At 75.6% G+C, this 26,482-nt stretch carries 25 protein-coding genes, 1 tRNA gene and 1 other RNA gene; 15 read left to right on the top strand and 12 right to left on the bottom strand.

What is annotated here, in order from left to right; translation table 11 throughout:
• Positions 1-118: 118 nt before the first annotated feature.
• From QMQ26_RS16850 to QMQ26_RS16840, 4 genes are all read right to left on the bottom strand, one after another.
• Positions 119-2,572 carry a helicase C-terminal domain-containing protein gene (locus QMQ26_RS16850; RefSeq protein ID WP_282206220.1) on the bottom strand — a complete coding sequence of 818 codons (2,454 nt, stop codon included), beginning with the start codon at positions 2,570-2,572 and terminating at the stop codon, positions 119-121.
• 426 nt (positions 2,573-2,998) lie between these two features.
• Complete coding sequence (locus tag QMQ26_RS37475) at positions 2,999-3,592, bottom strand: FtsX-like permease family protein (RefSeq protein WP_318552247.1); 594 nt, start codon at positions 3,590-3,592, stop codon at positions 2,999-3,001.
• A gap of 26 nt (positions 3,593-3,618) precedes the next feature.
• Positions 3,619-5,454: an ABC transporter permease gene (locus tag QMQ26_RS16845; RefSeq protein ID WP_318552246.1), complete on the bottom strand. Its 1,836-nt coding sequence runs from the start codon at positions 5,452-5,454 to the stop codon at positions 3,619-3,621.
• Complete coding sequence (locus QMQ26_RS16840; protein ID WP_282206219.1) at positions 5,454-6,188, bottom strand: ABC transporter ATP-binding protein; 735 nt, start codon at positions 6,186-6,188, stop codon at positions 5,454-5,456. Before QMQ26_RS16840 ends, QMQ26_RS16845 begins: the two co-directional genes overlap by 1 nt.
• A gap of 85 nt (positions 6,189-6,273) precedes the next feature.
• Here QMQ26_RS16840 and QMQ26_RS16835 point away from each other — a divergent pair, with 85 nt between their 5' ends.
• Positions 6,274-6,882: a response regulator transcription factor gene (locus QMQ26_RS16835; RefSeq protein WP_100837437.1), complete on the top strand. Its 609-nt coding sequence runs from the start codon at positions 6,274-6,276 to the stop codon at positions 6,880-6,882.
• Between the two features lie 21 nt (positions 6,883-6,903).
• On the opposite strand, the gene QMQ26_RS16830 is transcribed toward QMQ26_RS16835, so the two are convergent.
• From QMQ26_RS16830 to QMQ26_RS16810, 5 genes are all read right to left on the bottom strand, one after another.
• Positions 6,904-8,991, bottom strand: a complete 2,088-nt coding sequence (locus tag QMQ26_RS16830; RefSeq protein WP_282206218.1) for a histidine kinase — start codon at positions 8,989-8,991, stop codon at positions 6,904-6,906.
• 253 nt (positions 8,992-9,244) lie between these two features.
• Complete coding sequence (locus QMQ26_RS16825; protein WP_282206217.1) at positions 9,245-9,511, bottom strand: Txe/YoeB family addiction module toxin; 267 nt, start codon at positions 9,509-9,511, stop codon at positions 9,245-9,247.
• Positions 9,508-9,777: a type II toxin-antitoxin system Phd/YefM family antitoxin gene (locus QMQ26_RS16820; protein WP_449768974.1), complete on the bottom strand. Its 270-nt coding sequence runs from the start codon at positions 9,775-9,777 to the stop codon at positions 9,508-9,510. The genes QMQ26_RS16825 and QMQ26_RS16820 overlap by 4 nt, the downstream gene beginning before the upstream one ends.
• Before the next feature lie 42 nt (positions 9,778-9,819).
• Entirely contained in the window at positions 9,820-10,383 is a 564-nt protein-coding gene (locus tag QMQ26_RS16815; protein ID WP_282206216.1) for an SMI1/KNR4 family protein, read from the bottom strand.
• 100 nt (positions 10,384-10,483) lie between these two features.
• Positions 10,484-10,568 (bottom strand) — tRNA-Ser (locus QMQ26_RS16810).
• Positions 10,569-10,697: 129 nt separating this feature from the next.
• On the opposite strand from QMQ26_RS16810, the gene ffs reads away from it, so the two are divergent.
• From ffs to QMQ26_RS16765, 9 genes are all read left to right on the top strand, one after another.
• Positions 10,698-10,794, top strand: an RNA gene (gene ffs / locus QMQ26_RS16805) — signal recognition particle sRNA small type.
• Positions 10,795-10,857: 63 nt separating this feature from the next.
• Entirely contained in the window at positions 10,858-13,065 is a 2,208-nt protein-coding gene (locus QMQ26_RS16800) for a DNA polymerase III subunit gamma and tau (protein ID WP_282206215.1), read from the top strand.
• A gap of 196 nt (positions 13,066-13,261) precedes the next feature.
• Positions 13,262-13,576 carry a YbaB/EbfC family nucleoid-associated protein gene (locus QMQ26_RS16795; RefSeq protein WP_370447598.1) on the top strand — a complete coding sequence of 105 codons (315 nt, stop codon included), beginning with the start codon at positions 13,262-13,264 and terminating at the stop codon, positions 13,574-13,576.
• A gap of 282 nt (positions 13,577-13,858) precedes the next feature.
• Positions 13,859-14,458 carry a recombination mediator RecR gene (recR, locus tag QMQ26_RS16790; protein WP_100838613.1) on the top strand — a complete coding sequence of 200 codons (600 nt, stop codon included), beginning with the start codon at positions 13,859-13,861 and terminating at the stop codon, positions 14,456-14,458.
• The gene (locus QMQ26_RS16785; protein WP_100837463.1) at positions 14,451-15,122 is read left to right on the top strand and encodes a DUF5063 domain-containing protein; all 672 of its coding nucleotides are present in this window, start codon (positions 14,451-14,453) and stop codon (positions 15,120-15,122) included. The genes recR and QMQ26_RS16785 overlap by 8 nt, the downstream gene beginning before the upstream one ends.
• Positions 15,123-15,382: 260 nt before the next feature.
• Positions 15,383-16,666, top strand: coding sequence for an aspartate kinase (locus QMQ26_RS16780; RefSeq protein ID WP_100837464.1), 1,284 nt, complete (start codon positions 15,383-15,385; stop codon positions 16,664-16,666).
• A 269-nt stretch (positions 16,667-16,935) separates the two neighbouring features.
• Entirely contained in the window at positions 16,936-17,463 is a 528-nt protein-coding gene (locus QMQ26_RS16775; RefSeq protein WP_199847139.1) for a SigE family RNA polymerase sigma factor, read from the top strand.
• Positions 17,456-18,058: a hypothetical protein gene (locus QMQ26_RS16770; RefSeq protein WP_282206214.1), complete on the top strand. Its 603-nt coding sequence runs from the start codon at positions 17,456-17,458 to the stop codon at positions 18,056-18,058. The genes QMQ26_RS16775 and QMQ26_RS16770 overlap by 8 nt, the downstream gene beginning before the upstream one ends.
• Positions 18,037-18,630, top strand: a complete 594-nt coding sequence (locus tag QMQ26_RS16765; RefSeq protein ID WP_282206213.1) for a hypothetical protein — start codon at positions 18,037-18,039, stop codon at positions 18,628-18,630. Before QMQ26_RS16770 ends, QMQ26_RS16765 begins: the two co-directional genes overlap by 22 nt.
• A 75-nt stretch (positions 18,631-18,705) precedes the next feature.
• On the opposite strand, the gene QMQ26_RS16760 is transcribed toward QMQ26_RS16765, so the two are convergent.
• On the bottom strand, positions 18,706-19,464 hold the full coding sequence (locus tag QMQ26_RS16760) for an SDR family oxidoreductase (RefSeq protein WP_282206212.1): 759 nt from the start codon (positions 19,462-19,464) through the stop codon (positions 18,706-18,708).
• Positions 19,465-19,662: 198 nt separating this feature from the next.
• Here QMQ26_RS16760 and QMQ26_RS16755 point away from each other — a divergent pair, with 198 nt between their 5' ends.
• A complete protein-coding gene (locus QMQ26_RS16755) occupies positions 19,663-20,496 on the top strand; it encodes a helix-turn-helix transcriptional regulator (RefSeq protein ID WP_282206211.1) in 834 nt (277 codons plus the stop codon).
• A 70-nt stretch (positions 20,497-20,566) separates the two neighbouring features.
• On the opposite strand, the gene QMQ26_RS16750 is transcribed toward QMQ26_RS16755, so the two are convergent.
• Positions 20,567-21,142, bottom strand: a complete 576-nt coding sequence (locus tag QMQ26_RS16750) for a DUF6197 family protein (protein WP_282206210.1) — start codon at positions 21,140-21,142, stop codon at positions 20,567-20,569.
• Positions 21,143-21,293: 151 nt separating this feature from the next.
• Here QMQ26_RS16750 and QMQ26_RS16745 point away from each other — a divergent pair, with 151 nt between their 5' ends.
• Positions 21,294-23,117, top strand: a complete 1,824-nt coding sequence (locus QMQ26_RS16745) for a S9 family peptidase (protein ID WP_282206209.1) — start codon at positions 21,294-21,296, stop codon at positions 23,115-23,117.
• Positions 23,118-23,148: 31 nt separating this feature from the next.
• Complete coding sequence (locus tag QMQ26_RS16740) at positions 23,149-23,793, top strand: hypothetical protein (RefSeq protein ID WP_282206208.1); 645 nt, start codon at positions 23,149-23,151, stop codon at positions 23,791-23,793.
• A 22-nt stretch (positions 23,794-23,815) separates the two neighbouring features.
• On the opposite strand, the gene QMQ26_RS16735 is transcribed toward QMQ26_RS16740, so the two are convergent.
• Positions 23,816-24,598, bottom strand: a complete 783-nt coding sequence (locus QMQ26_RS16735) for an SURF1 family protein (RefSeq protein WP_282206207.1) — start codon at positions 24,596-24,598, stop codon at positions 23,816-23,818.
• A 721-nt stretch (positions 24,599-25,319) separates the two neighbouring features.
• Between QMQ26_RS16735 and QMQ26_RS16730 the strand changes: the two genes are divergently transcribed.
• Entirely contained in the window at positions 25,320-25,895 is a 576-nt protein-coding gene (locus QMQ26_RS16730) for a helix-turn-helix domain-containing protein (RefSeq protein ID WP_282206206.1), read from the top strand.
• The gene (locus tag QMQ26_RS16725; protein WP_282206205.1) at positions 25,892-26,461 is read left to right on the top strand and encodes a GNAT family N-acetyltransferase; all 570 of its coding nucleotides are present in this window, start codon (positions 25,892-25,894) and stop codon (positions 26,459-26,461) included. Before QMQ26_RS16730 ends, QMQ26_RS16725 begins: the two co-directional genes overlap by 4 nt.
• Positions 26,462-26,482 lie beyond the last annotated feature (21 nt).

Genomic DNA, 26,482 nt, shown 5'->3' with positions numbered 1-26,482 from the left:
CCGCGTCCGGGCCGACATCGTTACCTGCCCCACCTTCCGCGAGCAGCTGACGGCCCGGAACCGGCCCGACTGACGCCGACCCCGGCCACCTCGCCCCGGGCCGCCCGGGCTGCCCGGCCTACCCGGGCATCACGCCGTGGATGCGGGAGAGGGTGAACACCCGCTCGTCGTCCCGCAGGTGGCACCAGGCCCGGAGGTAGGGCGCGTCGAGTTCGAGCCGGCTGAGGGTGCGGACGGTCGTGCTGCCCGAGGTGGCGGTGTACTCGACGGTGATCCGCCGCCCTTCGTCGACGGCGTGGGCCAGCTGGCGGGCGTCGGTGAAGGACAGGTTCCGGGCGGTCCCGGCGATGATCTCCTCGGTGTCGCTGTGGTACGGGCGGCCGTCCCAGGGATCGGGCTCCGGAACGTCCTGCGGGGCGTCCTTGAGCCGGGCGGCCAGGGCCGGCAGGTCGACGCCCGTCCGGCCGCCCGCGGCGGGGACGGCCGCACGCCGGGTACGGGGCCTGCCGCCGGGCGGGCGCGGGGACGGAACGGGGCTCGCCGCCCGCTGCCGCCGGGCCCGCTCGATGCGGACGGACCCGTCGGGCTCCTCGGCGGTGGGGGCGTAGCCCGCGGCGCGCAGGGCCGCGAGCGTCTCGTCCGGCGGGGTCCGGCTGAGCAGCACCGTCGGCGCCAGCTGCCGCAGGCCGAGCCGGGAGAGCCCGCGGTGCGCGGCCAGTTCGGCCAGCAGGGCGGGCTCCGCGCCGTGGACCACGCAGGCGGCGGAGGCGACGCGCACCCGGCCGTGGCCGCGCGCGGTGTCGTGCACCAGGTACGAGAGGGGCTGGGGGAGCGGCCCGCCGGCGGCGGCGGACAGGTCGGCGGTGAGGACGTCGGCGCTGAGGCCGGCGTCGAGGGCCCGGCGGACGCTCCCGGTGCTGAACCGCCACACGGACGCCGCGCCGGCGCTCTCCCGGTCCGCGGCGGAGTCCAGCAGCGTACGGAGGCGCGCCGTCGGGGTGCCGGCGACCACGGCCGTCAGGTCGCTGCCGAAGCGGGCGGTCGCGCTGGCGGCGGGCAGCAGCCGCCGGCAGGCGTCGGCCAGGGCGTCGAGGGCGTCGAGGGCTCCGGCGGCGTCAAGGGCTTCGGGAGCGCCGGGAGTGACGGCGAGCAGGGCCGCCCCGAGCGGGGACACCGCTCCGAGCGCGAGCACGCCGAGCAGCTCCGCCTCCCGGATCAGGGTGGCGAACGGCGTGCCGTCCTGGGGGAGTCCGTCGGCGAGCGGGCGCAGCCACCCGAGCAGTTCCCCCAGGTCCGCCGGGTGCACCGCGCCTTCGCCGGCCGGGAGCCGCGCCGCGGCCGCGAGCAGCCCGTGCCGGGCCTGGACGCAGCCCTGGCAGGGCGGTGCTCCGGCAAGCGCCGGCAGGGACTTCCCGTCCTCGTCGCGGCTCCCGCCGGGGGTCCGCGGGAGCGCCCACCACGCCCGGAGCAGTACGGCGAGTTGGCCGGCCGGGTCCTGCTCGGCCCAGGCGTCGTAGGACGCGGTCGCCGCCACCCGGTCGCCGTCCGGGGCCAGCAGGCCGGCCGCGCCCGCCGCCTCCAGCACGAGGCGCACCACGATCTCCTCGCACCGCGCCGCCCTGCCGATCCGGGACAGCTCGCGGGCGCCGATCCCACCGGACTTGAGCCGGGCAGGCGGCGCGGTGGCGCACGTCCCGAGCACGGCCACGGCACCGGCCGTGAACGCCATCGCGGCGGCGGAAGCCTCCCGTTCGACGCCGGAGCCGGTGACCGGCGCCGACCGCACCTCGGGCGGGACGGGAGCGAACGGGGCGTGCCAGTCGGTGCCGCGCAGCGCGAGCGCCACCTCCGCGGGCATCCGGGCCGGACCGTACCGGTAGCGGTCCTCGACCAGCAGCCCCCGCTCCAGCGCCCACCGCTCACCGGGCCGGGCACCGGGCGGCGGGCCCCCGAACAGGACGGCGCCCGACCGGTCCGCGGCCTCGTGCGCCCGCCGCCGGAGCAGCTCCCGGGTCACCGGGGGAGCCCCGGCCACCAGCGCGACGACCCGGGCCGGATCGCTGTGGTGGTCGACCAGCGCCGCCAGCCGCGCCGCCTTCCGGCCGGCCGAGGGCCGGACGCCGAGCCTCGCCAGCACGCGGCCCAGCTCGTCGGAGGCCGATCCCGCGAACAGCCGCCCGAGCGGCGCGTCGAGTCCCAGGGGCGAACCCCACGCGTTCCGCAGCGCCGCCGCCGTCCGCAACAGCCCCTCGCCGGCCGGCCACACCAGGGCGTGGTCGGCCAACTCCTCCAGCACCGCGTCCAGTCCGCGGGCGCGGTCGCCGTCCACCGCGTCCAGCAGCCCGGCCAACTCCCCCCGCGACCCGGACGCCAGCGCGACGACGGCCTCCGCCACCTGCAGAGCAGGCAATGTCAGCCGCGCCAACGCCAACGCCACCGACGCCGGACGCTCAAGGCGTTCCGCCAACTCCCCCACCGACCGCGGCTCCGGCGCCACCGCGGCATCCGGCCGCGCCACCAGCACCCGCTCCAGCCCGGCCGTCTCCAGCCCGTACAACCACTCGGCCAGCACCGGCCCACCCTCCCCACCGACGGAACACCTCACCTCACCGGGCCGCCCCACCCTCCCGGACCCGCCCGCGACCCCAAGCATGGCGCACCACCGCGAGCGGAGTACGACGAAGCCCGGAACCACCACCGCGCCCCGGCCGCCCCGCCCGGCCCCCAGCGCACCGACGCCCCGGCCCGTGCCGTGCCTCCACCCCGGCGGCAGCGGGGCCCGGCGTCGAGCCGGCGCAGACCCGGATCTCCACGCCCTCCACGTACCCCGCAGCGCCGTCACCCCCAAGGGCCCCAGGCCGACCGAGTCCGAGCGGGTCATCCCCTACCGGCACCTCGGTTCTCCGGTAGAACTCCCGTGCATCGCCAGTGAACGGGACCGGAACCCGGACCAGGGACCGGCCCCGCGGACCGGCTCGTGCTGCCCGCCGGGGTCCCTTCAGGGCCGGTGGTGCGGTCGGCGCAGGGTGGTGTGGGCGGGGAGCCAGGTGCCGAGGGCGGCGAGGGAGGTGGCGCCGAGGAGGACCAGGGCGAGTTCGGGGAGGGGGACGGCCGCCCCGGCGGTGCCGCGGGTGATGCCCTCGGCGTAGGTGCTGAGCACCGCGAGGGCGACGGCCAGGCCGAGGGCGGTGGCGAGGGTGACGGCGACCGCGGTCTCCCAGCCGAGCATCCGCCGGATCTGGCGGCGGGTGGCACCGGCCAGGGCCAGCGCGGTGAACTCGTGGCGGCGGTCGGCGATGCCCATGGCCAGGGTGTTGACGACGGCGATGGCCACGAAGGTGACGATCAGCCCGAGCGTGACGTAGCCGATCTGCGCGCCGGTCCGGTTCGTCGCGGCGGCGGAGGCCCGGTCGAGCACCCCGAGCCCGGGGTCGCCGCGCAGGGCGGCGGTGAGCGACTGCCGGGTCAGGCCGTCACCGCTGACCAGCAGTTCGTCGTCCAGCGGCACGTCGACGTGGGCGGCGACCAGGTGGTGCGCGAGGGTCAGGTCGCCGAAGCCGAGGCCGCGGCCGTAGAGCGCGACCACCGTCACCTCCGCCGGGGTGCCGTCGGCGAGGGTCAGCCGGATGTGCTGGCCGAGCCGGTAGCCCAGCCCGTCCGCGGCCGCCGCCGTGTCGTCCGCCAGCCGGTCGAGGTCACCGGCGGTGACGCCGAGGTCCAGCGTGTCGGCCAGCCGCTCGGGGTGACGGCCTGCACGCCGCGCTTGGTGAGCCCGTCCCGGACCTGACTGTGCAGGACCCGGGTCACCGTCCGGACGCCCGGCACTGCGGCGAGCGCCTCGGCGGCGGAGGCCGGAGCGTGCGGGCCGACCACGAAGTCGGCGGTGTTGCCGTGCTCGCGCTGGGCGGCGGCCGCGTGCTCGGTGGTGGCCTGGGTGAACAGGATGGTGCAGGCCATCGCGATCAGCAGGGTCAGCGGCACGACCACCGACGCCAGCCGGTGCGCCCCGGCCCGCAGGTGCTGGACGGCGAGCCAGCCGCCGATCCGGGACGCCCGCAGCGGCAGGGACAGGACGGCCGTCCCGGCCCCGGCCACCGGCGGACCGAGCAGCGAGAGCGCCGTGCACCACAGCAGCACGGCGAGGAAGCAGACCGGGGTCGACGCCTGGTCGGAGTGCAGGACGGTCAGCAGGGCGGTCAGCACGGTCGCGCCGGCCGTGGCCAGCACCCCGAAGCCGATCCGGACCGCGGCCGGGCGCGGCGGCTTCGACTCCGCCTCGCCGAGCGCCTCGACCGGCCTGATCGCGGTCGCCCGCCGGGCCGAGATCCGGGCCGCCACCCAGCCCGCCAGCAGCGTGACGGCCGCGGCGGCCAGTGCCGGGAAGGGCGAGAACACCGCGGGCAGGTTCGCCGGGACGACGCCGAGGGCGACGAACCGGCCGTGCAGCCAACCGCCCAGCGGCAGACCGGCGGCGGCACCCGGGATTCCGGCGGACAGGCCGAGCACCAGCGCCTCGCCGCCGATCATCTTCCGGACCTGCCGCCCGGTCGCGGCCACCGCCCGCAGCACCGCGATCTCCCGTTGCCGCTGCTGGATCGACAGGCCGAAGGTGCCGACCACGATCAGCAGGGCGACCAGCAGCGAGGTGCCGGCCAGCACGGCGCCCGTGCTGACCAGGCGCACCCCGGCCCCGGCGGCGTCCGGGAACTCCGCCCGCCCGCGGTCGTCGCCGGTGCGGACCACCGCGCCCGGGACGCCGGCCAGCAGCGCCCGGACGTCGGCGGCGGCCGTCGGCGCGGACGGGAAGACGCCGATCGCGCTGACCAGCCCGTCGTGGCCGGCGAGCGCACGGGCCCGGCCGGTGGTGAAGAAGACCGCGGCCTGGCTGTCGAAGCCCCGCCCGGTGACCCCGACCACCCGCACGTCCAGCGTTCCCGAGGGAACCCGGACGACCGTGGCGGAGCCGGGCGACAGGTGCGCCCGGGCCGCGGTGTCCGCGTCGAGGACCACCTCGTCGTCGGCGGCGGGCGCCCGGCCGGCGGCCAGGGCGAGACCGGCCAACGGCGCGGACTCCCAGCCGTGGCCCCACGAACCGCGGTCCGGGCCGCCGGGCAGCAGCGCCGGGAAGGTCACCTCGGTGGCGACGGCCCGCACCGACGGCAGCGCCGCGACGCGCTCCGCGAGGGCGGCCGGCACCCAGGCGCGGTCCGCGATCGGCTTGGCCTTCTCCTTGGTCTTCCCCTTCCCCTTGTCCACGACGGCGTGCACCTCCTGGTCGCCGGACACGACGATCGGCGCCGCCGCGTAGCGCTCCGGCCGGACGGTGCCGACCAGGCCGGTGACCAGCAGCGTCCCGCAGCCGCAGACCAGGGCCGCGGCGCAGAACAGGGCGACGAAGGCGCCGGCGAACCCGGCCCGGCGGTGCCGGAGGGTGGCGAGGGCGAGTCCCAGCATCATCGGTTCCACGCCCCCAGCCGGATCATCCGGTCGGCGACCTTGGCGGCGGTCGGCCCGGTCATGGTGTCGGCGACCCGCCCGTCGGCCAGGAACAGCACCTCGTCGGCGTAGGACGCGGCGACCGGGTCGTGGGTGACCATGACGAGGGTCTGGCCGAACTCGTCGACCGTCTGCCGCAGCAGGACCAGCACCTCACGGGCCGTCATCGTGTCCAGCGCGCCGGTGGGCTCGTCGGCGAACACCACCTCGGGACCGGAGACCAGCGCCCGGGCGATCGCCACCCGCTGCTGCTGGCCGCCGGACAGCTGGCCCGGCCGGTGGCCGGTGCGCTCCTGCAGGCCCACCCGGCGGACGAGCCCGGCCAGCCGTCCGGCGTCGGCCCGGCGCCCGGCCAGCCGCAGCGGCAGCGTGATGTTCTGCTCGACCGTCAGCGCGGAGACCAGGTTGAACGACTGGAACACGAACCCCGCGCGCTCGCGCCGCAGTTCGGTCAGTTCCTTCTCGCTCAGCCGGGACAGGTCGGTGCCGCCGAGCCGGACGGTCCCGGCGGTCGGGCGGTCCAGGCCCGCCGCGCAGTGCAGGAAGGTGCTCTTGCCCGAACCGGACGGCCCCATCACCGCGGTGAAACCGCCCTTCGGCAGCCGCACCGTCACCTCCCGCAGCGCGGCGACCGCGCCCCGCCCCTTGCCGTAGACCTTGCTCACGGCGTCCAACGTGATCGCTTCGCTCATGCCTCCAGCCTCCCGGCCCGCGAACTCCCTTCCCAGGGAAGGGATCACGCGGTACCCGTGACGTCGTCACGGGTAGGGTCGGGCCATGATCAGACTCCTGCTGGCCGAGGACCAGCACGTGGTGCGCGGGGCACTGGTGGCCCTCCTCGGGCTGGAACCCGACCTGGAGGTCGTCGCGGAGACCGACTCGGCGGACGACGTGCTGTCCCGGGCCCTGGCCTTCCACCCCGACGTGGCGGTCCTGGACATCGAGATGCCGGGCCGGACGGACGGCCTGCAGGCGGCCGCCGCGCTGAAGGAGAAGCTGCCGGCCTGCCGGACGCTGATGCTGACCTCGCTGGCCCGTCCCGGGCTGCTCCGCCGGGCCCTGGACGCGAAGGTCGACGGCTTCCTGCTGAAGACCGCGCCGCCCGCCGAACTGGTCGCGGCCATCCGCCGGGTGGCGGCCGGAGGAAGGGTGCTGGACCCGGCCCTGGCCGTCGCGGCCTGGGACCTGGCGGACAACCCGCTCACCCCCCGCGAGAACGACGTCCTGCGCGAACTGGCCGGTGGCGCCGAACCGCCCGAGATCGCCGCGCGCCTGCACCTGTCCACCGGCACGGTGCGCAACGTCCTGACCGCGGTCGTCGGCAAGCTGAACGCCCGCAACCGCACGGACGCCGTCCGGATCGCCCGCGAGGCCGGCTGGCTCTGACCGCCGCCGGCCCCCCGCGGCTCAACGCGGCGGCACCTCGGCCCGCAGCAGGTACCAGCCGTCCTCCGGCCCGGCGGCCAGGGTGCCGCCCGCCCCGGCCAGCCGGACCGTCAGCCCGCCGATCCCGGAGCCGGGCGCGGTGACGTCCGCCCCGACGCCGTCGTTCTCCACCTCCAGCCGCACCACCTCCCCGGCCGCCGAGACGGCGATCCGCACGTACCGGGCCCGGCTGTGCCGCAGGACGTTGGTGACGGCCTCGCGCAGCACCACGGCCAGCACGGCCCCCGCCGCGTCCGGTACCGGCCCGTCCTCCAGCTCCACGGTGATCCCGGCGGCCTCCAGCACCGCCGCCGCCGAAGCCAGTTCGGCGGTGAACGACAGCCGGGGGCCGTCGGCGGCCACCGTCCCCAGCTCGGCCCGGCCGCGCTCGGCCAGCCGCACGATGTCCGACAGCTCGGCCCGACAGCGGACCGGATCGGTGTCCGCCAGCCGCCGGGCCAGCTCGGCCTTGAGCAGGATCGCGGTCAGGCCGTGCCCGAGCAGGTCGTGCAGGTCCCGGGCGGCACGCAGCCGCTCGGCGACGACGGCGGCCCGGGCCCGCCCGTCCGCCGTCCGCTCCAACTCCCGCACCAGCCGGACCAGGCGAAGCACCGCGTACACCACCACGCAGGTGATCAGCACGCTCACGGCGGTCAGCGGCACCGTGGCCGCGCCGCCGCCACCGAGGACCCCGGCGGACACCGCCACCGCGCCGGCCAGCGCCGCGCCCGCGCGCAGCGGCAGGGCGATCAGCAGCGAACCGGCCAGGATGCCGGCCGCGCCGATCCAGTTCCGCCCCAGCCAGGGGAGCGGCAGCAGGGCCAGCACCGCGGAGGCGAGCAGCGCGGCGCGGGCGTGCCGCGTCGCGTCCCGGATCGAGAAGCGGACCTGGAAGGCGCAGAAGACCGCCGCGCATCCCGCCCCGAGGGCCAGCCGGGGGCCGGGGACGAACATCAACGCCCTGGCGCAGAACACGGCGAGCACGAACCAGTACAGGCCGAGGGCGGTCCGCAGCTCCGGCGGGTCCACGGCGGGCGAGGCCGGCGTCGCGGGCACCGACGCCTCCACCGCGAAGCGCCCGTCGGCCTCCAGCCCCGCCGCCAGTCGGCCGCCGACCGCGCGCACCCGCCCCGCCAGGTCGTCGAGCAGGTCCGCGCCGAGCGCCGCCGTCGGCACGCCGTCGCTGACCACCCGCAGCACCACCCGCCCGGCCCGTTCCTCGGTCGAGACCTCGCACCGCCGGGCGTCCCCGACCCGCACCACCGCGGTGACCGCCTCCCGCAGCACCGTCGCCAGCACCGTCCCGGCCGGGCCCAGCGGCTCGCGGTGCCCGATCCGCAGCTCGGCCGCGACGCCCGCCGAAGCCAGCAGGGCGCGGGCGCTCGCCGCCTCCGGCGCCAGCGAGAGGCTGCGCAGCTCGGCGGCGGCGGCCCGGACCGCCGCCAGCGTCCGGCGGGCCACGCCGATCAACCCGTCCAGCTCCGCCGGATTCCGGCGCTCCGCGGCCGCCCGGATCGCGGCCATGCCCGGGTCCAACCCCTTCCCCATCGTGGCCGCGATGCGCAGCCGCTCGCCGGTGACCGCGGAGGCCGCGAGTTCCAGCCGGGTGTCGTGGACCCGGCCGGCCAGCAGCGCCAACGTCGTCACGGCGTAGAGCATGCTGCCGCCCAGGGCGACCGTCAGCAGCAGGTCGACGGCCTCCCGCACCCCCGGGGCCCGGACCGCCTCCACCAGCACCGCCCCCGCCGCCAGCAGGGCCAGCAGCACCCGACGCCGCTCCAACAGCGACGAAGCCACCGGCAGGCACAGCAGACCGACCGAGACCCCGAGCGGCCCCACCGCGAGGAACCCGACCCCCACCTCCACGGTCGCCCACCCGGCCCACCCGGGAAGTTTCCGGGTGTGCCGCGACTGCAACCCCACCAACCCGAGGCAGACCCCCACCACCACCGCCCCCACCACCGGCTCCGCAGCGGCCCGCCCGACCCCCTTCAGCAGATGGGCCAGCACCAGCGCCACGGCCACCGCCCCCACCAACCGCCGCCCCACCAGCCCGCGTTCCCCCTCCACCCGGCGCATCGTACGCGGCCTGACACGACGAAGGCCCGAACCGTCGAAACGGTCCGGGCCTTCGGCCGACGGAGGATACGAGATTCGAACTCGTGCGGGGTTGCCCCCAACGCGCTCTCCCATTCTCCTCACCGCTGTTCGGTGCGGTACGAACCCGTCCTGGCCTGTGTCGGAGCGGTCGTAGCTGAAGCGGATGAACCCTGGTGGACGGGCATGAATGAGACCAGAACTGAGACCAGCGGGCCCTGCAGGACTACTTGCTGTAGTGGTACCGGCAGGCAATGATGCACACGGTGTCCGCCGGCTCGTCGAGGACGTAGACCAGGCGGTGTTCCTGGTCGATCCGACGGGACCACGCCCCGGCGAGTTCGTGGCGCAGTGGTTCGGGTTTGCCGATGCCTTCGTGGCCGTTGCGGCGGATGTCCTCGATCAACTGGTTGATGCGCTTGAGCAGGCGGCGGTCGTTCGCCTGCCAGTAGAGGTAGTCGGCCCAGCCGCCGTCAGTGAACCGGATCTTCACGCGGACTGCTCGGTGACGTCCTCGGGGTCGATCAGTTCGCGGCTCTGCATCCGGCCTTCCTGGTAATCCCGGAGGGACTGGCGCAGGTGCTCGGCGTTGGCAGGAGACCGCAGCAGGTAGTCGGTCTCGCGGAGCGAGGCGTACTCAGCCAGGGAGACCACGACCAGCGGCTCGTGGCCGGCTCGGGTGATGATGAGCTCCTCGGCGTCGTCCTCGACGGAGTCGAGGGCGGCGGCGAGGTTGCTGCGGAGCTCAGTCGCGCTCATCGTCTTCATGGCGTACAGAATAACGTACGCCGCTGGCTCGGGCTAGGAGGAAAACCGTCTCGCGGCGTCGGGCCAGGGCTGGGGTTCGGGCGCATCTGCAGCCGGCATGACCTCTTTCTCCCACCAGTCGGTGCCGTCGACCCAGGAGCGCAACCACTTCGCGAGGGAGGGTGAATCCGTGAACCACGCCTCGGCCCAGTCGTCAGGGTCGGCGTTCGGCTCGAAGAGCAGGACCGGCGTCTCGGGGTCCTGGCAGTCCACCGCGGCGTACATGCCGCAGCCCCAGTCCAGGATCGGCAACAGGCCCCGCGGCCAGTATGCGCAGGGGCGGTACTCGGCGACCGCCGTCCGCCCCTCGCCGATCAGCGGGAACAGGAAGCAGTCAGGGCCGAAGCCGCCGTTGGCCACCTCCTGATACAGCCGTGCCAGCAACGGCGGCAGCGGGAAGCCGAGTTCGCGTTCGGCCGCGGCGATCTCACCGGCCCCGGCCCGTGCGGGCAATTCCCCCCTGCCCTGCTGCGCTCGTTCCCGGACGCGCGCGATGAGCGTCGAGGTGTCGTCTGCGGCCTCGACCCGTGCGCCGTCCCGATCGTCCTGCGCTGTCATGAGCCCGGAATGCAGCGCTACGCAGCGACAGGCAGAGGCCGCGGAGAGGACAAAAATGCAGAGGGCCCGCACCGGTGAACGGTGCGGGCCCTCTGACCTGCGGAGGATACGAGATTCGAACTCGTGAGGGGTTGCCCCCAACACGCTTTCCAAGCGTGCGCCCTAGGCCTCTAGGCGAATCCTCCGTGGGAGAGCTTAGTACACGTTGAGGGGTGGTTGCGACCACGGTCTCGCAGGTGGGTGGTGGGGGTGGGCCTGGGGATCGGAGTTGGGGGTGGGTGGGGGGAGTGGGGGTCGGGATCCGCTACTCTTGGGGCAGCCCCTCGCGTGGCGCTATCTCTCTGAACTCCCCCAGGGCCGGAAGGCAGCAAGGGTAGGAGGGCTCTGGCGGGTGCGCGAGGGGTCCTTGCGTTTCGTGGGGTGTTGGCGGGTGGGCGGCGGCGTTTGTCGGTTGGTCCCGATATCTTCGGGGGTGTGTCCCTAGCCCTGTACCGCCGCTACCGCCCCGAGACCTTCGCGGAGGTCATCGGGCAGGAGCACGTGACCTCCCCCCTCCAGCAGGCCCTGCGCAACAACCGGGTCAACCACGCGTACCTGTTCAGCGGGCCGCGCGGGTGCGGGAAGACGACGAGCGCCCGCATCCTGGCCCGCTGTCTGAACTGCGAGCGGGGGCCGACCCCGGAGCCGTGCGGGGAGTGCCAGTCCTGCCAGGACCTGGCGACGGGCGGGCCGGGTTCGATCGACGTGATCGAGATCGACGCCGCCTCGCACGGTGGTGTGGACGACGCGCGCGAGCTGCGGGAGCGGGCGTTCTTCGCGCCGGTGCACAGCCGCTACAAGATCTTCATCCTGGACGAGGCGCACATGGTGACCTCGGCCGGCTTCAACGCGCTGCTGAAGGTGGTGGAGGAGCCGCCGGAGCACCTGAAGTTCATCTTCGCGACCACCGAGCCGGAGAAGGTGATCGGGACGATCCGGTCCCGCACCCACCACTACCCGTTCCGCCTGGTGCCGCCGGGCACGCTGCGCGACTACCTGGCGCAGGTGTGCGGGCGGGAGGCCATCGAGGTCGAGGACGCGGTGTTCCCGCTGGTGGTGCGGGCCGGCGCCGGGTCGGTGCGCGACTCGATGTCGGTGATGGACCAGCTGCTGGCGGGCGCCGGCGAGGCCGGTGTGACGTACCAGATGGCGACGTCGCTGCTGGGCTACACGGACGCGGCGCTGCTGGACGAGGTGGTGGACGCCTTCGTGGCGCAGGACGGCGCGACGGTGTTCCAGGTGGTCGACCGGGTGGTCGAGGGCGGGCACGACCCGCGGCGGTTCGTGACGGACCTGCTGGAGCGGCTGCGCGACCTGGTGATCCTGGCCACGGTGCCGGACGCGGGGGAGAAGAGCCTGATCGACGCCCCGGCCGACCGGATCGCGATCATGCAGGCGCAGGCCGACCGCTTCGGCCCGGCCGAGCTGAGCCGCGCCGCGGACCTGGTGAACACCGGCCTGACCGAGATGCGCGGGAACGCCGCGCCCAGGCTGCAGTTGGAGCTGATCTGCGCCCGGGTGATGCTGCCCGGCGCGTACGGGGACGAGCTCTCGGTGCAGGCCCGGCTGGACAAGCTGGAGCGCCGCGCCGCGACGGGCGGTTTCGCCGCCCCGGTGGCGTTCCAGCCGATGGCCGCCGCGCCGGAACCCCAGCCCCAGTCCCAGCCGCAACAGCAGCAACAGCCCCAGCAGCAACAGGCCCCGGCGCCCGCAGCCGTCCAGCCCGCGCCGGCTCCGCAGTCCCCGCCGGCCCCCGCGCCGGCCGGTCCCGCTCCGGGCGCCTGGCCGATCCCGCGCAGCTTCTCGCCCGGTGAGCAGCCGCAGCACCAGGCCGTCGCCCCGGCCCCGACGGCCCAGGCCCCGGCTCCGGCCCCGGCGGCACCCGCACCCACACCCGCGCCCGCCCCGGCCCCCGTGCCCGTCCAGCCGCCGATCGGCGTGCAACCCTCGGTGGCGGCGCAGCAGGGCGCGGGCCAGATCCGGCAGATGTGGCCGCAGATCCTGGAGGCGGTGAAGAACCGCCGCCGGTTCACCTGGATCCTGCTGAGCCAGAACGGTCAGGTGGCCGGGTTCGACGGCAGCACCCTCCAGGTGTCGTTCGTGAACGCGGGCGCCCGGGACAGCTTCGTCGGCAGCCACAGCGACGAGGTGCTGCGGCAGGCGCTGACGGACGCGCTGGGCGTGGACTGGCGGGTGGAGTGCATCGTCGACCCGTCGGGCGCGACGAACCCGCCGGCCGGGCAGTCCGCGGCCCCGCCCGCCCCCGTGGTCGGCGGCTGGGGCGCCCCGGCCCCGCGTCCGGCCGTCCAGCCGCAGCCACCGCAGCCGCAGCAGCAGTGGTCGGCCCCCGCCCCGCAGGCCCCGGCTCCGGCCCCGGCCGCCCCGGTCCAGCAGGCGCCCGCCCCGGTGCAGGCCCCGCCCGTGCAGCCGCAGCCGCAGCCGCCGTCGCCGCAGCGGCAGCAGCCGCAACAGCAGCAGCAGCGGCCGCAGCCGGTGCAGGCCCCGCCCGCCGTGGCGCCGGAGGACGACGTCCCGGAGGAGGACGACCCGGACTTGAACGAGGACGTCTTCTCCGCCCAGGAGCTGATCGTCCGCGAGCTGGGCGCGACGGTGCTGGAGGAGATCCACCACCGCCCGAACTGACCGCCGACCCGCGCGGGCAGGACAGCGGGCGGGACGGCGGACGGCACCGCGGACGAGAACTGACGTGGGGCCGACGGACGGCCGCGTAGGCTCGGGGGCGAGGTGCCGGTGCGGGCGGTTTCGGCCGGGTGCGCGCCGGTGTGTGCAGTGTCGACGGATCGAGGAGAGTCCCGTGTTCCCTGGTGGGCAGCCGAACATGCAGCAGCTGTTGAAGCAGGCGCAGAAGATGCAGGAGGACCTCGCCCGGGCGCAGCAGGAGCTGGCCGAGGCGAGGGTGTCCGGTTCTGCGGGCGGCGGCCTGGTGGAGGCGACGGCGACCGGTGCGGGCGAGCTGGTCGCGCTGACCATCTCCCCGGCGGCGGTCGACCCGGAGGACACCGAGACCCTGGCCGACCTGGTGGTGGCCGCGGTGCGCGACGCCGCCGCGGCGGCACAGAAGCTGCAGGCCGAGCGGATGGGCCCGCTGACCCAGGGCCTGGGCGGCGGCGGCATCCCCGGCCTGCCGTTCTGACACCGAGGGCATCTGCTCGTCCCCGGAGGGCATTCGGTCCGTTCCGGAGGGTATCCGCCTGCCGCTGACGGGCACCCGCCCCTCCCTGCAGACCTGTGGACCCGCGGACCCGCCGGGGCGTGCACGCCGGGCGCACGGCCGGGAACCCCCGGTAACGGGTTGTGTGATTTATGGGCCAGTAGGGCGTCGGGCGGTGTGTCCGGTGCCCGATTCGTTGGATGATGGCACCGGAGAAGGCACCGGAGTGCGAACCCCGGACCCCGGTCGAAGGAAGGCGTGACGGTGTACGAGGGCGTGGTGCAGGACCTGATCGACGAACTGGGCAGACTGCCCGGGGTCGGTCCGAAGAGCGCCCAGCGGATCGCCTTCCACATCCTCCAGGCCGATCCGGTGGACGTGCGCCGGCTGGCGCACGCGCTGCAGCAGGTCAAGGAGAAGGTCCGGTTCTGCGCGGTCTGCGGCAACGTCGCGGAGTCCGAGCGGTGCCGGGTCTGCCTGGACCCGCGCCGCGACCTCGCGGTGATCTGCGTGGTGGAGGAGCCCAAGGACGTGGTGGCGATCGAGCGGACGCGCGAGTTCCGCGGCCGCTACCACGTGCTGGGCGGGGCGATCAGCCCGATCGAGGGGGTCGGCCCGGACGACCTGCGGATCCGCGAGCTGATGACCCGGCTCGCGGACGGCACGGTCACCGAGCTGATCCTGGCCACCGACCCCAACCTGGAGGGGGAGGCGACCGCGACCTACCTGGCCCGGCTGTGCAAGCCGATGGGCCTCAAGGTCACCCGGCTGGCGAGCGGACTGCCCGTCGGCGGGGACTTGGAGTACGCCGACGAGGTCACCCTCGGCCGGGCGTTCGAAGGGAGACGACTGCTCGATGTCTGACCGAACCGACACCTCTGAACTGTCCGGACTGCCGGGCCCGCTGGGCCGGACCGAGGCCCCGGACGACTTCGCGGTGCAGATCGCGGACTCGGTGGAGAGCTTCGTGCTGGCCGTCACCGAGGTCGCCAAGGGCGACGAGCCGGGCAGTGCGATCTCGCTGCTGCTGCTGGAGGTCTCCCAGCTGCTGCTGGCGGGCGGCCGCCTGGGCGCGATCGAGGACGTGCTGCCCGAGGACCGCTTCGAGCCGGACACCGGTCCGGAGCCGGACGGGGTGGAGCTGCGCGAGCGGCTCGCCGAGCTGCTGGCGCCGATCGACGTCTACCACGAGGTGTTCGACCCGTACGGTCCGCCGGAGAAGCCGAGCGCGTTCCGGATCTCGGACGACCTGGCGGGCGTGGTCAGCGAGCTGCGGCACGGGCTGACGCACTACCGCGAGGGCCGGGTCTCGGAGGCGCTGTGGTGGTGGCAGTTCTCCTACCTGTCCAACTGGGGCTCGACCTGCTCGGCGGTGCTGCGCGCGCTGCAGTCGCTGATCGCGCACGTCCGGCTGGACTCGCCGCTGGGCGCGGTGCCGGACGGCGCGGACACCGACGACGACGGGCTGACGGACGAGCAGCTGGAGCAGCAGGCCGGCGACCTGATGGCGGCCGAACTCGGTCTGTAGGCCCGCGCGGTCCGCGGGGGCCCGCCTCCGGGCGTTCCGGGTGTGACGCATCTGTCACCGGCACCCCGGAGGCGAAGATTCCGGGTGGCGGGCGGTGCCCGGGCGGCGATTCTTCGGGGCGGGCGGCCGGGGCCCGCAGACCTGCCGGTCGGCGGTGACCAGAGTTCGATATCCGCATCTCACGATGTGGAAAGCGTCGGCCGGAGAACCCCTGCTCGTTAGACTGGCCGCGACCTACCACCCCAAGTCGAGGAGCCCCCGTGGGCCTTGTCGTGCAGAAGTACGGCGGCTCATCCGTCGCGGATGCCGAAGGCATCAAGCGCGTCGCCCGCCGCATCGTGGACACCAGGAAGGCCGGCCACGAGGTCGTCGTCGTGGTCTCCGCGATGGGTGACACCACGGACGAACTCATCGAGCTCGCGGAACAGGTGACCCCTATTCCGTCCGGCCGCGAGTTCGACATGCTGCTGACCGCCGGAGAGCGCATCTCGATGGCGCTGCTGGCCATGGCGATCCGGACGCTGGGCTTCGACGCCCAGTCGTTCACCGGCAGCCAGGCCGGCGTGATCACCGACTCGACCCACAACAAGGCGCGCATCATCGACGTGACGCCGGGCCGGATTCGGGCCGCCCTGGACGACGGCAACATCGCGATCGTGGCGGGCTTCCAGGGCGTGTCGCAGGTCTCCAAGGACATCACCACGCTGGGCCGCGGCGGCTCGGACACCACCGCGGTGGCGCTGGCGGCCGCGCTGGGCGCCGAGGTCTGCGAGATCTACACCGACGTGGACGGCGTGTTCACCGCCGACCCGCGGGTGGTCAAGAAGGCCCGCAAGATCGACTGGATCGCCTTCGAGGACATGCTGGAGCTGGCCTCGTCCGGCTCGAAGGTGCTGCTCGACCGCTGCGTGGAGTACGCGCGGCGCTACAACATCCCGATTCACGTACGATCGTCGTTCTCCGGTCTCCCGGGGACGATCGTCAGCGGCACCAACCCGAACAAGAAGCCCGAAGGGGGCGAGATGGAGCAGGCCATCATCTCCGGAGTCGCCCACGACACGTCGGAGGCCAAGGTCACCGTCGTCGGCGTGCCCGACAAGCCGGGCGAGGCGGCCCGGATCTTCCGCGCGATCGCGGACGCCGAGGTCAACATCGACATGGTCGTGCAGAACGTGTCGGCCGCGGCCACCGGCCTGACCGACATCTCCTTCACGCTGCCCACCCACGAGGGGCAGAAGGCCATCGAGGCGCTGAACCGGGTCAAGGAGGGCATCGGCTACGAGTCGCTGCGCTTCGACGACGCGATCGGCAAGATCTCGCTGGTCGGCGCCGGCATGCGCTCCAACCCGGGCGTCACGGCGACGTTCTTCGAGGCGCTCTCCGAGGCGGGCGTGAACATCGAGCTGATCTCCACCTCGGAGATCCGGATCTCGGTGGTCACCCGCGCGGAGGACGTGCCGGAGGCGGTCCGCGCCGTGCACACCGCGTTCGGCCTGGACAGCGAGAGCGACGAGGCGGTCGTCTACGGCGGCACCGGCCGCTGAGACGGCGCGGCCCGTCCGGGTTCGCCGGATACCCACACCGCAACGGTTGTGTGCGGGACGGGTGAAGCGGACCCGGCCCGTCCGCCGGGTCTGCCAGAATCCCCCTTCGGAGCCAGTGCGCTCGGGAGGGGGATTCCTCTTCCCGCAAGAATGCCCCCGGGCCGGGGCAACCAGGACAGGGGATCGTGTGTCCAACCATCGTGATGAACGTGACCGGGGCGGCGGTGGCGGCCGCCCTGCCCGGGGCGGCCCGGCGGGGCGGTAGTCGGATGGGCTTTGCCGCGGCGGCAGCGGACGCGACCGGGGCCAGCGTCGACCAGCTCACCGACACCTACCGGGCCCACTACCGCTCCCTCCTGAGGCTCGCCGCGCTGCTGCTGGACGACCTGTCCTCCTGCGAGGACGTCGTGCAGGAGGCGTTCATCCGGGTGCACGCCGCCCGGCGCCGGGTCCGCGACCCCGAGAAGACGCTCGCCTACCTGCGGCAGACCGTGGTCAACCTGTCCCGGTCGACCCTGCGCCGCCGCCTGCTCGGCCTCCGGCTGCTGCCCAAGCCCATGCCTGACATGGCCAGTGCAGAAGAGGGGGCTTACGATGCGCTGGAGCGCGACGAACTCAAGGCCGCGCTCCGGGGGTTGCAACGCCGTCAGCGGGAGGTACTGGTGCTGCGCTACTACGCGGACCTGACGGAGGCTCAGGTCGCGGAGGTGCTCGGCATTTCCATCGGCTCGGTGAAGGCGTACGGGTCGCGCGGGCTCGCCGCCCTGCGGGTGCGGATGGAGCAGGGCGATGACTGAGGACGGGCCCGCCCTCCCCGATGGCGCCCTCCCCGAGGGAGCCCCTTCCGAGGGCGCGCCGAGCGAGGGCGAGCCGAGCGAAGGAACCCTCCCCGGGGGCGCGCCGAGCGGGGCCCTGACCGAGGACCGGCTCCGCGAGCGGCTGCACCGGGCCGTCGCCGCCGTCGAACCCGAACCCGGCGCGCTGCCCCGGCTGCGCGCCGCCGTACCGCGCCGCCGCGCCGTGCGCCGACGCGCGGTGGGCGGGGCCGTGGTGCTGGCCGCCGCCATCGCCGCGCTGCCGGTGGTGAACGCCACCCAGCCGTTCAGCCTGTCCGGGGACTCCACCGGCGGGCCGGCCGCGCCCGGCCCCGGCAGCAGCCCGACCAGGACGCCCGACAGCCGGCCCGGCCACCCGCACACCACCGCCGCCCTGCCCCCGCCGACCCGGCCGCGACCGGCCCCGGGGCCTCCGCCGACCCGTCCGCCGCCGCCGGGCCCGGCAGCTCGCCCGCCGCCGCACCGGCCTGCACCGGCACCGACCTCGGCCGGGCCGACGTCCAGCAGGCCGCCGCCGACCCGGACAGCGGCAAGGTGTACGGATGGTTCCGGCTGACCAACACCGGCACCCGCACCTGCCGGCTCCCCGGCCCAGGCACGCTCGCCCTGGGCACCGGGGCGAGCGGCGTCCACCTGCTCGCGCACAGCGTCGGCGACCCGGCCGGCTCGCTGCCCGACCCGGCGGCGCTGCCCGCCGACGTCCTGCTCGGCGCGGGCGGCTCGTACCTGGTGCGCTTCGCCTGGGTGCCCACCCGCTGCCCCACCGCCTCCGACTCGCCCACCGGCCCGGCCGGGCCGCCGCAGCCCACCCCGGCCGCCAGCGGCGGCGCGCTGCCCGGCGGCGGCACCGACACCGCCGTCGCCGCCGCCGACCCGGCCCCCGGGCCGACCCGGGCCGCCGTCGCGGCCGACCCGACCCCGACCGCCGACCCGAGCTCCGGTGCGACCGCCGGCCCCCCGCCGGCCGCCGCCTTCGCGCTCGGCTACACCCCCGACCCGATCACCGCCGCCGCGGGCCGCCCCGTCGGCACCACGCTGCCGGCGGGCTGCGGCGGCACGGTCTACTGGACCGGCCCGGAGCCCGCCCCCGGCCCCGCCGGCCAGCCCTCGCCGAGCGCCACGCCCTGAGGCGCCGGGGCCGTCCCGGTGCGCGCCCGGAGTGCCGGTCCCGGTGCGCGCCCGGGCCGTCCCGGTGTGCTGCGGTCACGCCTGCCGGGTGGGCAGCACCACCAGCTGGCGCAGGTTCACGTGCCGGGGGCGGCTGGCCGCGTAGGCGACCAGGTCGGCGACGTCCGCGGCGGCGAGCGCGCCGATCGCGTCGAACATCTCGCCGAGCTGGCCGTCCGGGCCCAGCCCCGGGTTGTCGATGTGGGTGCCCAGCTCGGTGTCGGTCAGCCCGGGCTCGACGTTGGTGACCCGCACGTCGCGCGGGCCGTACTCGCTGCGCAGGGCGGCCGAGAGCTGGGTCAGCGCGGCCTTGGTGGCGCCGTAGACCGCGTAGTGGGGGAAGACCACGTCCGCGCCGATCGAGGAGATGTCGACCAGGTCGGCGGTGGCCCCGGCCGCCGCGGCGGCGACCAGGTCGGGGCCGAAGGCGCGGATCATCCGCAGCGCGCCGGTCAGGTTGGTGTCGATCATGCGGGACCACTCGTCGACCCGGCCGTCGCCGATCGGGTTCGGCAGCATCACGCCGGCCGCGTTGACCAGCAGGTCGACCCGGCCGAAGGCGTCGTGGACGAGCCGCCGCGCCGCGTCGACCGAGCCCTGGTCGGTGACGTCGGCGGCCACCGCGAGCGCCTGCGGCCCGAGTTCGGCGGCCAGCGCGGCCAGCCGGTCGGCCCGGCGGGCCAGCAGCGCGACCCGGACGCCGTCCGCGGCCAGCTGCCGGGCGATCGCCTCGCCGATGCCGCTGGCGGCGCCGGTGACGACCGCGGTCCGACCGTTCAGTGCGGGGTAACCCATGGGAATCGCTCTCCTCGAATCGAGTCCGTGCCGGCGTGCCGGCGTGCCCGTGCGCGGCGTTCAGGGGCCGCGGGCCGCGTCGTCCTGCCGACGGGACGAGTCTGGTCGCGGACGGCGGGGCCACCCAGGGCGCTGTTCTTCCTGGGCCCGGGAGAACCACCTTCGCGGCGGCCGGCGCCCCGGACGTATCGTCGGGGCATGAGCGAACTGGGGGAGTTCCTGCGGCAGCGCCGGGGCCGTATCCGGCCGTCCGACGTGGGCCTGCCGGAGCTGGGGCGGCGCCGCCGGGTGCCGGGGCTGCGCCGCGAGGAGGTCGCGCAGCTGGCGGGGGTGAGCGTCGACTACTACGTGCGGCTCGAACAGGGCCGGGGCGGCGGCGTCTCCGCGGAGGTGCTGGACGCGGTGGCCCGGGTGCTGCGGCTGGACGGCACCGAGCGCGGCCACCTGCACGCCCTGGCGCACCCGCCGCGCGGGTCGTCCCGGCGGCCGCCCCGGCAGGTCCGGCCGGGGCTGCGGCTGGTGCTGGACGCGCTGGCGACCCCGGCGTTCGTGCTCGGCCGCTGCATGGACGTCCCGGCCTGGAACGCCCCGGCCGACGCGGTGCTCGGGTTCTCCGAACTGCCGCCCGGCGAACGCAACATGGCCCGGCACGCCTTCCTCACCGAGGCCGGCGGGCGGCTCTACCGGGACTTCGAGCGGGTCGCCGCCGAGACCGTCGCCCACCTGCGGCTGGACGCGGCCCGGTACCCCGACGACCCCGACCTGGCCGCGCTGCTGGCCGAACTGACCGCCGGGAGTCCACTGTTCGCCGAGCTGTGGGCCCGGCACGGCGTCCGGGAGAAGGCGTCCGGGCACAAGCTGCTGCGCCACTCGCGGGCCGGGGAGCTGGACTTCGGGTACGAGACGCTGGCCCCGCCCGGCGAGCCGGGGCTGCTGCTGGTCGTCTACACCGTCGAGCCGGGCTCGGTGACCGCCGAGCGGCTGGCGGCGCTCACCGCGGCCGTACCGTCGGGGCCGGGCCCGGGCCGCTGACCGAGACCGCACCGCCCGGCCCGGCCCGGCCCGCTGACCGCGCGGCTGTCGGCGGGCCCGCCGCGGCCGGTCAGATCCCGAGGGCGTGCGCGCGGGCCCGGGCCCGCTCCAGCAGGGCGTGCACCTCGGCCTGGCGGCGGCCCGGGCGGTCGTTCCACACGTCGGGGGAGGGCACGGGGCGGCCGGTGGCGTGCAGCACCTCCATCACCTGGGCGCGGGCCCGGCGCACCGTGTACGCGCTGCCGTAGCCGTGCGCCAGGACGGCGGTCTGCGCGCCCAGCAGGCAGACCCGGCCCCGGTCGTCCCAGAGCGCGCCCTGCGTCCAGCCCGCCTCGGCGAGGTAGCGGGAGGTCAGCCGCAGGTGCCTGGCGACGGTGACCTCGGCCGGGCGGGCCGGGCGGCGGGCCAGCAGCTCCAGCAGCGAGCGGCGGGGCAGCGGGTGCCCGTGGTTCCAGGGCTGCCGGACGCTGCCGTGGACGCCGGGCGGGTACGGCGCCGGGGCGGCGGCCCCGGGGACCGGCGGGACGACCGGTCCGGACCGGCCGGGCAGCCCGGCCAGGTACTGCTCGATCTCCTCGACCAGGCCCAGCTCCCGCGCGAGTTCGCGCGCGTCGAGCCGGTCGAGCGGGGGCGCGGGGACGGTCACGGGAAGGCTCCTCCGGTCGATATGTCCGTGTTTGTCACGGTACCGTTGATAGCCCGTCAGCCCCCGCACCGCACCAGCTTCGTGTCCGAACCGATCCCGTCCGCCGCGCCGATCCGTTCCGATCACCCCCGGCATCGGGTTGGATGAGGACATGAACGAGCAGACGAACGTCGTTCCGGAGTGGGAGCAGCGGTTCCGGGCGGCGCGGGTCTCCCTGCCCGACTGGGCGGACGAGGCACCCGACCGGGCGCTGTACGTGTCCAACGCGACCGGCACCTACGAGGTGTACGCGTGGGACCGCTCCACCGACGAGCACCGCCGGGTCACCGACCGGCCCAACGGCACCACCGACGCCGAACTCGCCCCCGACGGGCAGTGGATCTGGTGGTTCGACGACACCGACGGCGACGAGTTCGGGGTCTGGCGCCGCCAGCCCTTCGCGGGCGGCCCCGACCAGGAGGCGGTTCCGGGCGTGCCCGCCGCGTACTCGGCGGGCCTGGCGCTCGGCCGCGACGGCACCGTGGTGGTCGGCACCTCCACCGACGACGAGGGCACCACCCTGTACCTGCGCCGCCCGGGCGCCGCCGAGCCCGAGGTGGTCTACCACCACGCCGAGTACGGCGGCGTCGGCGACCTCTCCCACGACAGCACCCTGCTGGCCGTCGACCACACCGAGCACGGCGACGCGATGCACTCGGCGATCCGGGTGCTGCGCCTGGCGGACGGCGCCACCGTCGCCGAGCTCGACGAGGTCACCGGCCGGGCCGAGCCGCGCGGCGTCGCCTGCCTGGGCTTCGCGCCCGCCCCCGGCGACACCCGGCTGCTGGTCGCCCACCAGCGCACCGGCCGCTGGGAGCCGATGCTGTGGGACGTCGCGGCCGGCACCGAGACCGAGCTGCGGCTCCGCGACGAGCGGGGCCGCCCGTTCCCCGGCGACCTGTCCGCGCAGTGGCGGCCGGACGCCCGCTCGCTGCTGATCGAGCACGAGTACGAGGCCCGCTCGGAGCTGTTCTCGTACGACCTGGCGGCCGGCGAGCTGACCAGGCTGGACACCCCGCGCGGCACCGTCGCCGGGGCCACCGCCCGCCCCGACGGCACGGTGGAGTTCCTCTGGTCCTCGGCCGCCGAGCCGTCCGCGGTGCGCTCCACCTCCGGCGCGGTGGTGCTGCGCGCCCCCGGCCCGGTCCCGCCCGGCTCGGTGCCGGTCGAGGACGTCTGGGTGGACGGCCCCGGCGGCCGGGTGCACGCCCTGGTGCAGCGCCCGTCCGGCCCGGGCCCGCACCCCACGGTGTTCGAGGTGCACGGCGGCCCGACCCACCACGACAGCGACTCCTTCGCGGCCGGGCCCGCCGCCTGGCTCGACCACGGCTTCGCCGTCGTCCGGGTCAACTACCGCGGCTCCACCGGCTACGGGCAGGCCTGGACCGACGCCCTCACCGAGCGCGTCGGCCTGATCGAGCTGGAGGACATCGGCGCGGTCCGCGACTGGGCGGTCGCCTCCGGCCTGGCCGACCCGGACCGGCTGGTGCTCTCCGGCGGCTCCTGGGGCGGCTACCTCACCCTGCTCGGCCTCGGCACCCAGCCCGACCACTGGACGCTCGGCCTGGCCGCCGTCCCGGTCGCCGACTACCTCACCGCGTACGACGACGAGATGGAGGCGCTCAAGTCCCTGGACCGGACGCTGTTCGGCGGCACCCCCGAGGAGGTCCCGGAACGCTGGCGCGCCTCCTCCCCGCTGACCTACGTCGAGCAGGTCAAGGCCCCGGTCTACCTCTCGGCCGGCCTCAACGACCCGCGCTGCCCGATCCGGCAGATCGACAACTACGTCCGGAGGCTGGAGGAGCTCGGCAAGGTCCACGAGGTGTACCGCTACGATGCCGGGCACGGTTCGCTGGTCGTCGACGAGCGGATCAAGCAGCTCCGGTTGGAGATCGACTTCGTCCGGCGCCACCTGGCGCCCGGCACCGTCCGGTGAGCTGCGGCCCGGTGGACGAGGGGGACAACTGATGGGTGGACGCGCCGCGCTGGCCGTCGTCGCGGTCGGCGCCGTCCTGCTGACCGCGGCCGGCTGCTCGTCGAACAGCGGGAGCCGCGACTGCGTCCAGGCCGCGGGAGCCGTCATCGCCGACACCGGGCTCACGCTCGCGGGCACGGACAGCGGTACCGGTACCGGCAGCGGGCTGGTGCTCGCCGGTGCCGACACCGGCAGTGTCGTGCTGGCCAAGAGCGGTGGTGGCAGCCGCAGTTCCAAGGGCGGCTCCAGCAGCCGCGGCTCGAAGGGCTCCACGAGCTCCGGCTCCAAGAAGACCACCGGCTCCAGCGGCTCCGGCGTCACCCACTACAGCGGCGGCGGCACGGTGGTGCACCACTACCACCACCGCACCACGGGCTCCACCCGCACCGACGACTACGTCGACGACTGCGGCAACCCGTCGCCCGCGCCGGGCATCGTGGGCGGCGACTTCGAGGACGACTGCGCCACCCCGGTCACCGGCACGCCCTCGCCCGCGCCCACCGGCACCGGGGCGGTCGCCGCGGCCCCGCCGGTGCCGTGCGGCACCCCGGGCGCGAGCGCCCCCGCGACGGGGCGGCCGACCGGGCCGCCGTCGAAGCCCCCGGCCGCGGCGCCGTCGCCGTCGAAGTCCCGCTGACGGGGCACCGACCGGCGGCGGGTCAGTCCAGGACCGGGTCCAGTCCGAGGGCCCGGTCCTGGGCGGCCTCCGCCTCGCGCCGCACCAGCCGGAACCACATGAACACCACGAACCCGGCGAAGACGAACCACTCCAGGGTGTAGCCCAGGTTCTGGAACGCCCGCAGGCTCAGTCCGTCCCCGCCCTGCGGCTGCACCGTGGGCACCGCCGTCAGCCCGGCCTGGACGTCGTCCGCCGCGACCCAGCCGTCGTACACGGGGTAGGGCAGCACGTTCACCAGGGTGGCCGGACTGATCATGCCGAGCTGCCCGGCGGGCAGGCCGCCCGCCACCGCGCCACCGCTGCCGCTGTTCTCCGGGGCCTGCAACCGGCCGGTCACACTGACCTGCCCGCCCGGCGCCGCAGGCACCGCCCCCGGGTCGCCCGCCACCCAACCGCGCACCACCGCCACCGCCCGGCCCCCGTCGGTGACCAGCGGCGTCAGTACGTAGGAGCCCTGCCGCCCGTCCACCGTCCGGTCCGGCACGAGCAGTTGGTGCGCGCCGTCGTACGTGCCGGTGACCCGCACCGCCCGGCCCACCGTGTCGGTGCCGACCTTCGCCGCCCCGTCCGGCAGCACCGCCGCCAGCGGCTGCACGTCCGCCCGCGCGGAGGCGGCCGCCGCCCGGTCGTTCTCCTGATGGGTCGAGACCCGGGACTCGAAGCGGTCCAGCTGCCAGGTGCCCAGCATCAGGCAGACCACGATCGCCGCCACCGCGACGACCGTGCCGACGAGCCACCGCGGGCTGAGCAGGAACCGGTACACCCCACCACGGTAACCACTCCTGACATCTCCCCCGCTCGCGGGTCACCACCACCCCCTCCGCCGCGACGCTCCCGGAAGGGAAGACCCACCGCCCTGCCGCCGGACGCCCCGGCCCGGACCTGCGCGCCGGCCCGCACCACGGCCCCTGCCGCCTGTCGCCGGGGCCCCTTCCGGGGCGGGAGAGTCATCCTCTTGCCGTCTGACGTCCCGGCCCGGGCCCGCACCGCGACTACGGCTGTGCCGCCCGCTGCCGCGCCCCTTTCCCGGGCGGCATCTTTCAGCAGGGGAGACCCACCGTCCTGCCGCCGGACGCTTTGGCCCGGGCCTGCGCGCCGGCCCGCACCACGGCCCCTGCCGCCTGTCGCCGGGGCGCCTTCCGGGGCGGGAGAGTCATCCTCTTGCCGCCGGACGCCCCGGCCCGGGCCTGCGCGCCGGCCCGCGTGCCGGCCTTGCACCACCGCCGCGCGGCCCGCGACCGCTCGGGGCCTCGGCGCGGCCGGGCCCGGTCACCCGGTGGCCGCAGCCTCCCCGGCGCGGGCCTCCGTCGGCGGTCCGACCACCCCGGCGCTGCCCGCCTCGGTCGACCGTCCGCCCCGCCCCCTGTCCCGCCTCACCGCCCTGTCCCGCTCACCGCCCTGTCTCGCGCCGACCTGCGGTCGGTCCTCGGGCGTACCCCACCCCGCCCCACCCCTCCTCTCCTATCCGAGATATCCTCCCTGATGTGAGAAACGAAGACCTCCCGGGCGAGGAGGACCACCGCCTGGCCGCCCGGCTCGCCGCCCTGCGCGCCGACCGGGGCTGGTCGCTGGACGAGCTCGCCCGGCGCAGTGGCGTCAGCCGCTCCACGCTGTCCCGGCTGGAGCGTGCCGAGCTCAGCCCCACGGCCGCCCAGCTCGGCCGGCTCTGTGCCGCGTACGGCCGTACCGTCTCCCGACTGCTGGCCGAGGTGGAGGCCGAGCCGCCCGGTCTGCTGCGCGCCGTCGACCAGCCGCGCTGGCACGACCCGGCCACCGGGTTCGTCCGGCGTTCCGTCTCGCCGCCGCACCCGGGGCTACGTGCCGAGCTGGTCGAGGGCACCCTCCCGCCGGGTGCGGTCATCTCCTACGACGCCCCGCCCGTCCCCGGCCTGGAGCAGCACCTGTGGGTACTGGACGGAGAGCTGCACCTGGAGTTGGACGGCACCGTGCACCACCTCGCCGCGGGTGACTGCCTCCGCTACCGCCTGCACGGCACCTCCGGTTTCCACTGCCCCGGCCCCCACCCCGTCCGCTACCTGATCGCCCTGGTGCTGCCATGACCCCGCCCCCGACTCAGAGCCCGACCCAGAGCCCGACCCCGCTGCTGCTCACCCCCGAGGCCCTGGACGCCCGCCGCGACGCCCTCGCCGACCTGCTGCTGGACGCGGTGGCCGGCGGCGCCTCGGTCGGCTTCCTGGACCGCATCGCCCACCACGAGGCGGCCGCCTGGTGGGACGGCCTGCGTCCGTCCGTCGCCGCCGGCACCCGGCTGCTCTGGGTGGTCGAGGACGCCGCCGGGCGGGTCCTGGGCACCGTCTCGTTGATCCGCGAGGAGAAGCCGAACGGCCGCCACCGCGCCGAGATCGCCAAGCTCCTGGTCCACCGCACCGCCCGCGGCGCGGGTCTCGGCCGCCGCCTGCTGGCCCACGCCGAGCGGGCCGCCCGCGACGCCGGCACCACCCTGCTCCTGCTCGACACCCAGACCGGCAGCCCCGCCGAACACCTCTACCGCACCGCCGGCTGGACCGCCTTCGGCACCGTCCCCGCCCACGCCGCCACCCCGGACGGAACGCTCGCCGACACCACCTACTACTACAAGCGCCTCGACCACCCCGCCGGCCACTGACCCGCACCCCGCACCCCGCGT

It is taken from the genome of Kitasatospora fiedleri (assembly GCF_948472415.1).
GTDB lineage: Bacteria > Actinomycetota > Actinomycetes > Streptomycetales > Streptomycetaceae > Kitasatospora > Kitasatospora fiedleri.
This window is presented reverse-complemented; position numbering and strand designations above follow the sequence as displayed.

Coding starts and splice junctions, on each gene's coding strand:
- QMQ26_RS16845 (WP_318552246.1), bottom strand. CDS start 5,454: ATGCTGGGACTCGCCCTCGCCACCCTCCGGCACCGCCGGGCCGGGTTC.
- QMQ26_RS16840 (WP_282206219.1), bottom strand. CDS start 6,188: ATGAGCGAAGCGATCACGTTGGACGCCGTGAGCAAGGTCTACGGCAAG.
- QMQ26_RS16835 (WP_100837437.1), top strand. CDS start 6,274: ATGATCAGACTCCTGCTGGCCGAGGACCAGCACGTGGTGCGCGGGGCA.
- QMQ26_RS16820 (WP_449768974.1), bottom strand. CDS start 9,777: ATGAGCGCGACTGAGCTCCGCAGCAACCTCGCCGCCGCCCTCGACTCC.
- QMQ26_RS16815 (WP_282206216.1), bottom strand. CDS start 10,383: ATGACAGCGCAGGACGATCGGGACGGCGCACGGGTCGAGGCCGCAGAC.
- QMQ26_RS16795 (WP_370447598.1), top strand. CDS start 13,262: ATGCAGCAGCTGTTGAAGCAGGCGCAGAAGATGCAGGAGGACCTCGCC.
- QMQ26_RS16785 (WP_100837463.1), top strand. CDS start 14,451: ATGTCTGACCGAACCGACACCTCTGAACTGTCCGGACTGCCGGGCCCG.
- QMQ26_RS16775 (WP_199847139.1), top strand. CDS start 16,936: ATGGGCTTTGCCGCGGCGGCAGCGGACGCGACCGGGGCCAGCGTCGAC.
- QMQ26_RS16770 (WP_282206214.1), top strand. CDS start 17,456: ATGACTGAGGACGGGCCCGCCCTCCCCGATGGCGCCCTCCCCGAGGGA.
- QMQ26_RS16760 (WP_282206212.1), bottom strand. CDS start 19,464: ATGGGTTACCCCGCACTGAACGGTCGGACCGCGGTCGTCACCGGCGCC.
- QMQ26_RS16755 (WP_282206211.1), top strand. CDS start 19,663: ATGAGCGAACTGGGGGAGTTCCTGCGGCAGCGCCGGGGCCGTATCCGG.
- QMQ26_RS16745 (WP_282206209.1), top strand. CDS start 21,294: ATGAACGAGCAGACGAACGTCGTTCCGGAGTGGGAGCAGCGGTTCCGG.
- QMQ26_RS16740 (WP_282206208.1), top strand. CDS start 23,149: ATGGGTGGACGCGCCGCGCTGGCCGTCGTCGCGGTCGGCGCCGTCCTG.
- QMQ26_RS16725 (WP_282206205.1), top strand. CDS start 25,892: ATGACCCCGCCCCCGACTCAGAGCCCGACCCAGAGCCCGACCCCGCTG.